Origin of the sequence: Mesorhizobium sp. M4A.F.Ca.ET.022.05.2.1, assembly GCF_003998845.1 — a bacterium.
Classification (GTDB): Bacteria; Pseudomonadota; Alphaproteobacteria; order Rhizobiales; family Rhizobiaceae; genus Mesorhizobium.
This window is the reverse complement of sequence record NZ_RZOJ01000690.1, coordinates 1-1590: the sequence shown is the minus strand read 5'-3', so window position 1 is coordinate 1590 and position 1590 is coordinate 1. Positions and strand designations below refer to the sequence as shown.

Here is a 1590-nt window from a genome sequence, read left to right as displayed (position 1 = left end):
GGCCGAATAGTTCGGACCAACTTCGCCTTCAATCGATTGATATTGCTGGGATTTCAAAAAATCCCCGGCCAAGTCTTGCCGTTGTCACGGAGCTTTGACACAAGAAACGCGCCTCTGCGGGAGGCGGGAGCAATTCCAGGAAAACTGCGCAGCGGTTTTCCCCGCCGAATTGCTCAAAACAAGTGTTAGAGCGACTCAAGATACGACCGCTCGCGTCAACGAGGATTTCCCACAGATGAACGTGGCCCAGAACATTGTCGCCGGCCTTGACCGGATACTCACCATGGAACTGGTGCGCGTCACCGAGCGGGCGGCGGTGGCGGCTGCCAGGCTGCGCGGGCGGGGCGACGAGAAGGCGGCCGACCAGGTCGCGGTCGACGCCATGCGCCAGGAGCTGAACCGGCTGGCTATCAAGGGCACGGTGGTGATCGGCGAGGGCGAGCGCGACGAGGCGCCGATGCTCTATATCGGCGAGGAGGTCGGTACCGGCATAGGTCCGGCGGTCGATATCGCGCTCGATCCGCTCGAAGGCACGACGATCTGCGCCAAGAACCTGCCCAATGCGCTTGCCGTCATCGCCATCGCGGAAAAGGGCAGCCTGCTATTCGCGCCCGACGTCTATATGGACAAGATCGCCATCGGGCCGGGCTATGCCGACGGCGTCATCGACATCGACGCGACGCCGGCCGAAAACATCGCCAGCCTGGCCAAGGCCAAGGGTGTCGCGGTGTCCGACATCACCGCTTGCATCCTCGACCGCCCACGCCACGCCAAATTGATCGACGCGGTGCGCGCGACCGGCGCGGCGATAAGGCTGATCGGCGACGGCGATGTCGCCGGCGTCATCCACACCACGGACCCCGACGAGACCGGCATCGACATCTATCTCGGCACCGGCGGCGCTCCGGAAGGCGTGTTGGCGGCGGCGGCGTTGCGCTGCACCGGTGGCCAGATGCAGGGGCGGCTGATCCTCGATACGCCGGAGAAGGTGGCGCGCGCGGCCAAGATGGGCATTGCCGACCCGAAGCGGGTCTACCAGGCGAAGGACATGGCGCGCGGCGACGTGCTGTTCGCGGCGACCGGCGTCACCGACGGCAACATGCTCGACGGCGTCAAGTTCGGCCGCACCTACATCACCACGCACACGATCGTGCTGCGCTCGTCGTCGCGGACGGTGCGCGAGATCAAAGCGCGTCACCAGGATCTGGAAAAGTTTTGATTCCGTCCCGATTGGCCGTCGCATATTAGTATCGGCACTATGAAAATATGCGGACGGCGCGTCGCATGACGGGCGAAAGACGGCTTTTCCTGGATGTCAGGCAATCGGCGACCGGTGTCTCGTGGGAGCATCGGCTGACTGAACGGCAGGACATGACGGCGCTCGCCATCGCGCAGGGCCATGGCGTCCCGGACATCGTGGCAAGGGTGTTGGCCGGGCGCGGCGTCAGCGCGGAGCAGACAGAGCGCTTCCTCGACCCGACGATCCGCGACCTGCTGCCGAACCCGGCCTCGCTCACCGATATGGACAAGGCCGCCTCCCGCATCGCGGAGGCGATCATCGCCAAGGAGAAGGTGGCGATCTTCGGCGAC

1 protein-coding gene and 1 pseudogene are annotated in these 1590 nt (G+C 64.7%); both read left to right on the top strand.

From position 1 onward, the window contains the following. The first annotated feature begins 235 nt into the window (after nt 1–235). A complete protein-coding gene (gene glpX / locus EN745_RS34600; RefSeq protein ID WP_126054250.1) occupies nt 236–1219 on the top strand; it encodes a class II fructose-bisphosphatase in 984 nt (327 codons plus the stop codon). A gap of 65 nt (nt 1220–1284) precedes the next feature. Further along, a pseudogene (locus EN745_RS34595) lies at nt 1285–1590 on the top strand (single-stranded-DNA-specific exonuclease RecJ); the annotation flags it as partial.